The 7509-nt window shown below is 33.3% G+C and carries 8 protein-coding genes; all 8 read left to right on the plus strand.

Going from position 1 to position 7509, the window contains the following annotated elements:
- Positions 1–583: 583 nt before the first annotated feature.
- Positions 584–742 carry a hypothetical protein gene (locus tag AC1RPV_RS07465; protein WP_185931198.1) on the plus strand — a complete coding sequence of 53 codons (159 nt, stop codon included), beginning with the start codon at positions 584–586 and terminating at the stop codon, positions 740–742.
- 159 nt (positions 743–901) lie between these two features.
- Positions 902–1333: a GNAT family N-acetyltransferase gene (locus AC1RPV_RS07470; protein ID WP_220741389.1), complete on the plus strand. Its 432-nt coding sequence runs from the start codon at positions 902–904 to the stop codon at positions 1331–1333.
- Positions 1321–1485 carry a hypothetical protein gene (locus AC1RPV_RS07475; protein WP_013102110.1) on the plus strand — a complete coding sequence of 55 codons (165 nt, stop codon included), beginning with the start codon at positions 1321–1323 and terminating at the stop codon, positions 1483–1485. The genes AC1RPV_RS07470 and AC1RPV_RS07475 overlap by 13 nt, the downstream gene beginning before the upstream one ends.
- 489 nt (positions 1486–1974) lie before the next feature.
- On the plus strand, positions 1975–3210 hold the full coding sequence (gene mobV / locus AC1RPV_RS07480; RefSeq protein WP_481761987.1) for a MobV family relaxase: 1236 nt from the start codon (positions 1975–1977) through the stop codon (positions 3208–3210).
- A gap of 503 nt (positions 3211–3713) precedes the next feature.
- Entirely contained in the window at positions 3714–4868 is a 1155-nt protein-coding gene (locus tag AC1RPV_RS07485; RefSeq protein WP_481761986.1) for a RepB family plasmid replication initiator protein, read from the plus strand.
- Positions 4861–5505, plus strand: a complete 645-nt coding sequence (locus AC1RPV_RS07490) for a hypothetical protein (RefSeq protein ID WP_481761985.1) — start codon at positions 4861–4863, stop codon at positions 5503–5505. Before AC1RPV_RS07485 ends, AC1RPV_RS07490 begins: the two co-directional genes overlap by 8 nt.
- Positions 5493–6692, plus strand: coding sequence for a restriction endonuclease subunit S (locus AC1RPV_RS07495; protein ID WP_224143287.1), 1200 nt, complete (start codon positions 5493–5495; stop codon positions 6690–6692). Before AC1RPV_RS07490 ends, AC1RPV_RS07495 begins: the two co-directional genes overlap by 13 nt.
- A 62-nt stretch (positions 6693–6754) precedes the next feature.
- Positions 6755–7509, plus strand: a 755-nt coding sequence (locus AC1RPV_RS07500) for a plasmid replication initiation protein (RefSeq protein WP_481761984.1), incomplete at its 3' end; no start/stop codon positions are given.

Raw genomic sequence — 7509 nt, forward strand, 5'->3', positions numbered from 1 at the left:
AAAAACAAAAAGTTAATCCTGAAAATTACATTTTTGGCGCAATGAGAAATACTTTTGAAGTGTGGTACAGCGAATACTTGCAATCATTAAGTTAAAATGGCTAAATTAGCTCATATAAGAGCCATAGAGAAACTTTAAAAGCAACAAAGTACAAAGACTAGTAAAATGTTAAAAATGCCTTAGAAGCGTTATTAAAGGCAATTAAAATCAAAGGACAAGATAATATCTTGTCCTTTTTTTCTGATTATTTTGAAGTTAAACAATTAAATTATGTATCATACTACCTTTTTTAGAAAGCTCATTTTACACTGCGTAATACGTCTGTTTACTGTCACTTACCATATCAAAAACAGTCAAAAATAAAAGGGTATATAAACTCACAAGTTCGCCCTTGTATTTTTTTTATGTTTTTTATCTGTTTTCATCACAGCAAACGACCGAAAACGCACTGGAAAAAATGAACTATCAAAATAAAAAAAGGGGGTGATCTATGTACATAATTTAATAACTTAAAAATAATCATCAATCCAGCTTCACTCACTCAACACCTAAAAAAAATGTGTTTAAAAGAAAGGACAGAAAAATGAATAAAAAGTTTTTAAAGCAACAATTAGATAATGCAGAAAGCGAGAATAGAGTGATAAGTAAAGCTCAAAATGAACAAGAAACTAAAGTGTTAATACGAAAATATGGAACGCTAGGTAACTTAAATAAACGATTGTTAGAATTAGAATATTTTTAAATTATAAGGAGTGGAAATAATGGAACTAATAAGTGTAGAAACAATATGTGAAACAATAAATGGAAAAGAATATGATTAATTAATATCATTTCCTAGTTTTAGATAATTGAATCCTCTCCTATTTCTTATTAAACTTGTTTTAGGAAAAAGGGGGCTACAATGATTACAAAATTAAACAGTTTTTCAGACAGGGATTTAGAACAATTGGCACAGATTTGGTTGAATGGCAATTTACAAGCACATTCATTTATTCCCGCTCAGTATTGGAAAAATCAATTTGTGAACATTAAAAAAATGTTGCCTGAAGCAAATATTTTTGTGTATAGGAATAATGAAATAATTATCGGTTTTTTAGGCGAATTAGATGGTTACATAGCTGGATTATTTGTTGACATGAACTACAGAAAGCAAGGTGTTGGTAGCCGATTAATTAATTACCTAAAACAAATAAACGACAAATTAACACTTTCAGTCTATGTAGATAATATTAATGCCGTTAATTTTTATGAGAATAAAGATTTTATCATAGACAGTGTAGGTATGGATACTGAGACTGATTCAAAAGAGTATCGTATGACTTGGGAAAAATAAAAGGTAAAGACTTTTTTTATAAAAGCTTTGCTTTTTATTTTGCAATAAATAATGCTAATGTAAGTGACAGAATAATTAGTACCAATATCGCTAAGACACTTTTGATGCCAAAAGCAATAGTTAGACTTATCAAAATAATAAGTGGCAAATAAAAATAGTCCAATTTATTGACTTCTGAGCAATCCATACCAGTGTAGATTTATTAAAATTGTTACCAAAAAAACGCGTGTAGTTTGCTTACAGGAAATATTGGTCATAACTTAATACGATGAGAAATTATATTAGCATTCAAAATAAGTTGAGATACAGATACTATCTCAACTTATTTTTTTATGGGGTTAAGCTGACACCAGCTTGCCCCACGCGGGTAGCGTTCTGCATGACATGCTCTCACTGAAAGTGATCCTGCAATGATAAATTGCCCCGTCACGGCGTGACCCGCCAGAGGTTTTACAAGCCGGATAAGTGGCGCTGTAAAATAGCAGTTTCCCCAGTAAGAAGGGGAAACGCTACGGTCATCGCTTGGCGATGACGCGCCTCGCAGAGCCTGTCCAAAATATTATTTTGGTATAACAGGCTATACCAGATTTTTAACGGTGTTATACTGGTCTTGGAAAACCCTTTTTGAGGAGGCATTTTTGATGGCGCATTTAAAGAAAAATACGCGTGGCGCAGTCCCAGGTTTAGCGGTTCACTTTGAACGTAAAACCGACCATCACACTAACAAAGAAATTGATGTGTCGAAAACCTATCTAAATCAAGATCTGATGGCGGATGGTTCTGATATGCTGTCACGCTTCAATGCGCGTTTAAATGACGTTTATTGCATGAAAAGAGACGATGTGAAGGCGTTAGCGACTTGGATTGTCACTTTACCTGAAGAACTTACAGAAGCGTCCTACGAGCAACAGAGCGCCTTTTTTGAAGCAACCACTAATTTTCTGAATGACCGTTATGGTCAAGAAAATGCCGTGGCCGCTGTCGTACATTATGACGAGACAACCCCTCACTTGCACTATGCCTTTGTCCCAGTGGTTTTTGATAATAAAAAAGCACGTGATAAAGTATCCGCTAAAGAAGTCCTCACGCGCCATGATTTGCAAAGCTTTCATGAGGATTTAGATGAGCATTTAAAAAAAGTGCTGCCCTTTTATGAACAAGGGATTTTAAATAACAAAACCTTACCGTTTGAGAATGTCGCTGAAATCAAAAAATACAACGATCAGTTTAACGCTTTAAAAACTGAACTAGCCGATATTGAAGACAATATTCGTGCGAAACAGGCCGTACTTAAAATCACGGATCAAGCCTTAACGGAATTGGACTTAGCCGAAAAACAAATTGATGCCTTTAAACAAGACTTATCTAAAAACCTCTTTGGTAAGACGGTGCTTAAACCAGATGACTTAGATCGCTTTAAAAGTGTGTTAGCCACGATGAAGAAAGCCACCTTGCAAAGCCAGCATGAGACACGAGAACTCAAGCAAACGTTAGGCCAAGTCAACGCGCAATTAGCTGACATCCAAGCTGACTATCAAAACCTGAAAGAAACTCATCAAATGTTTCAGAAGCGGCAGCGAGAACAGCAAAAAATGGACTATGTGATGCGTGACATGCTTAAAAATGATTATGGTGTCGACAAACTATCGCATACTGATGTGGAGGCTCGGTATGTTCTTTATAAGCTGGATCATGAAGAACTCACTCAAAATAAAAAAGTAGCCCAGACCTGGTTAAAGACACTGACGACAGCTAGAGCAGATCCAGATACGAAAATAGCGCCAACTAGATTAGATTGGGGTATTGAACAAGTTAAAGCATTAATTAATCGAATCATTGAATTAACGCGTGATATTTTTAAAGGGCCAAGTCTTTAACGTTATAACGGCCTATTTGCTCGTCTAAGCGTTTTTAACCATGTGACGTAGAAATAATCATCAAATAGATTCAAACGTCGCTATTGGCTTAATAAGGGGCAATTAGGTTACATAACCAGGAATCCATCATTTAAAATAATGCCAAACAAAAAGAACACTCTGGACAAACATTATGTACAACGGTGTTCTTTTTGTTTTGTTTTTATTAATTCAATAAAAAGGCGAAGCCTATTATAAGTTTATCTTTTATATTTTAATCTTTTGTTCTTTTGCGTGGTTATAAAGTGAGCATTAGCAATGCTTCAAAGCTAAATACGTGTACAAAATACTGTGCATACGTGTACAAAATACTGTGCATACGTGTACAAAATACTGTGCATACGTGTACATTTTATTTTTTCATGTACACGTAAAATGCTATAATAAAAAGCATAAAGAAATTCCCGACAAAAAGTTTTTCTTTATGCTTATATCCAACAACACGCCCAAAGGAGTGTATCTATATGTCCATTATATCAGAATCAAAGACAAGGCAGGTGCAGACCTTGAATGAATTATCAAAAAGAAAAGTGGTCGAACACAATAGCTTAATCACATCCATTGCCAAAATGGATAAAACGCCGCTTAAAATGTTTGAATTAGCTGTTTCTTTAATCGATACAGAAAACCCACCTCAAGATCAAACGGTTTATTTATCAAAGCAAGAAATGTTTGCTTTCTTTAAGGTGAATGATAACGATAAACATAGCCGATTTAAACAAGCGATTGAAAGAATGCAGAAACAAGCTTTTTTTCAGATTAAAAAAGAACAAGATAAAGGGTTTAAGTTTGTTAGTATTGTGCCAATCCCTTATGTGGAATGGACGGATTATAGTGACGAAGTAAAAATTGAATTTCATCGTGAAATCATGCCTTACTTAATCAATCTTAAAAACAATTTTACGCAACATGCTTTGTCAGACATCGCAGAATTAAATAGCAAGTATGCCATTATTCTATACCGTTGGTTATCGATGAATTACAACCAGTACGAGCATTACAGCTTTAAAGGTGGTCGGAGACAAGACCAAATTGATAGTTATCGTAATCCTGAAATTAGTATCCGAGATTTACGAGAAATGACAGATACGATAGATGAGTATCTGGATTTTAGAAATTTTGAAAAAAGAATTTTAAAAAATGGTATTGAAGAAATTACAAATAATACAACTTTTAATGTGACGTACGAAAAAGTTAAAAAAGGGCGCAGCATTGATAGCATTGTCTTTCACATTACTAAAAAACAAGTTGCGGCTGATAGTAGTTATAAACAGGATGATCCCGTTTATATCGAGGGCAAGATTCGTCAAGAAGAAACAGAAGATATGTTGACTGTTAAGGCAATAAAAAGTCCCTATACAAAGTTACTTATGGAGCAGTTTTTATTGTCATATATTGATTTAACGGATACGACTATTTTGTCAGGGTTACAGAAAAATGTATATCCACTTTATGACGAATTAAAAGAATTACGTGGTTTAAAGGGCGTGAAAGAACACTTAGCCTATATCAGAGACAAACAAGATGACTATTCGAAAAAGAATATTGCTAAGTATCTTAAAAAATCGATTGAACAGTATCTACCAATCGTTAAAAGGCAGGATATAGATCATGAGTGACAATTTAAAAACGATTCGAGAACTTGCAGATGAGTTAGGAGTTAGCAAGAATAAAATTCATTATCAAGTTTCTAAAATATCAAGCGAATATGTAGTTAGAAATAATAGTATGAAGCTATTAACCGCTGAAGCGGTTAAACAAATAAAAGAAAATATAGGTATTGAATTAAACAGTAGTTTAAACAGTAAGTTAAATACCGTTAAACACCAAGAAAACACTAATATAAAAGGAAATACAAGTGTTGAAGGCGTTGAATTAAACAGCACTTTAAATAGCTATTTAAACAGTCTTAAACACCAAATTGAATATCTTGAATCTCAAAATACCAATAAAGATGAACAAATAAAAAGTTTAGTGGAAGCACAAAAACAAACGCAAAATTTGTTAGACCAGCAACAACAATTAGCCTTACAAGATAAAAAGTTGTTAGAAGAATACAAAGCAAAAAACGACAGATTAAAAGTTCTCAAAATGCCCTCACAGGAAACACAATTCAAACACTTAGACAATCAATATAAAGATGAAGTGAACGCTCTTAAAGAGAAGTTGGAAAATTTGCAGGAACAAATCAAAGATCAAAAAAGGATAGAAGAACAAGAAAAACCAAGAAAATGGTGGGGACTATGGCGAAAATAGATGATTCAGTTAAAAAGAAAGTTCCTGAATTGCGATTTGCGGGGTTTGCTGACGATTGGGAAGAGCGTAAGTTGGGTGAATTAGCTAGTTTTTCAAAAGGCAATGGATATACAAAAAATGATTTAGTCGAATTTGGAGATCCAATAATTTTATATGGTCGCTTATATACAAAATATGAAACAGTTATTGAGAAAGTAGATACATTTGTAAATAAGAAAGATAACTCAATAATTAGTGAAGGATCTGAAGTCATAGTACCTGCATCAGGAGAATCTTCAGAAGATATTTCTAGAGCTTCAGTTGTTGGTAAATCAGGTCTAATTTTAGGCGGAGATTTAAATATAATTAAACCAGTAAATTATATTGATTCTATTTTTTTAGCTTTAACTATTTCTAATGGATCTCAACGACAAGAAATGTCGAAGAGAGCTCAAGGAAAATCTGTAGTTCATCTGCATAACTCTGATCTAAAACAAGTAAATCTTTTATATCCAAAATTAGAAGAACAACAAAAAATTGGGACATTCTTCAAACAACTTGATTGCGCTATCGCTCTTCATCAACGTAAGTTAGATTTGTTGAAAGAACAGAAAAAAGGCTACTTGCAAAAAATGTTTCCAAAAGCTGGAGAAAAAATTCCTGAATTGCGATTTGCGGGGTTTGCTGACGATTGGGAACAGCGTAAGTTGGGGGAGATATTTAACTATGAGCAACCAACAAAATATATTGTTAAATCTACAGAGTATGATGACACTTTTAATACACCTGTTTTAACAGCAGGTAAGAGTTTCTTATTGGGCTATACAGATGAGATTACTGGGATTAAAAATGCTACCGTAGAGAATCCAGTTATTATATTTGATGATTTTACAACTGGTTCTCATTATGTAGATTTCCCTTTTAAGATTAAGAGTTCCGCAATGAAATTACTTAGTTTGAATGATAATTCTGACAATTTCTATTTTATGTTTAATACGTTGAAGAATATAAAATATGTACCTCAAAGTCATGAACGTCATTGGATTTCTAAATTTTCAGAATTTGAAATCTATAAACCTAGTCAGGAAGAACAGCAAAAAATTGGTTCATTTTTCAAACAACTCGACGACACTATCGCTCTTCATCAACGTAAGTTAGATTTGTTGAAAGAACAGAAAAAAGGCTTTTTACAAAAGATGTTTGTTTAGGGGCTATAATTATATAATGACCCCTAGAAAAGACTATTAAAACAGCCCTCGTTATCTACTAGTTGGATAATGGGGGCTGTTTTTTTGTTAAATGGTATAATGGATCATATATAGCAGGACTATTATTTCAAATCAAGCAAGGATTTGATCCCAAGAAAAAGAAAAATTTACCCAATCGACTTTACCTTGATGATTTAGAAGTTACAGCAAAAGACGTGTATATTAAACGGGATTTTGCTAATAAAACGGCTGAAACCCTTGATACAAGCGGACATCACGAAATCGGACGCCGACAAGAAAATAATAAAACAGCTGAAACCCTTGATACAAGCGGACATCACGAAATCGGACGCCGACAAGAAATGGCTGAAACCCTTGATACAAGCGGACATCACGAAATCGGACACAATCTATATAAGACTAACTTAGATACTAATAAAGATACTAATAAAGATACAAGCATGCTTGATTTTTCATCAATTAATTTCTCTCAAAATGTTCTACAAAAACAAAATCAAGACATTGTAGCTAATGCAAGCGAATTTCTAGTATCAAACGGAAATGCAGGTAAAATTCCTTTAGAAGCTGAAACAATAAAGTTAATCAGTTTATGGTCTGCAAATGATCCAAAGAAAATGGAAAAAATGATTGGGATTATTTTTAATGCTAAAAAAGCAAGTGAAACATTTATTACTCAACAAACAGGAAAACCAACAACTATCTTTTTAGATAACTATGAAGATTTGCAACATGACATCACAGTTTCATTGAGAAGAACATTTAACGCTATTAGAAATAAACAGGATAAAAAACAAAA

It is taken from the genome of Dellaglioa sp. CoH-55-MRSF-9 (genome assembly GCF_056782155.1).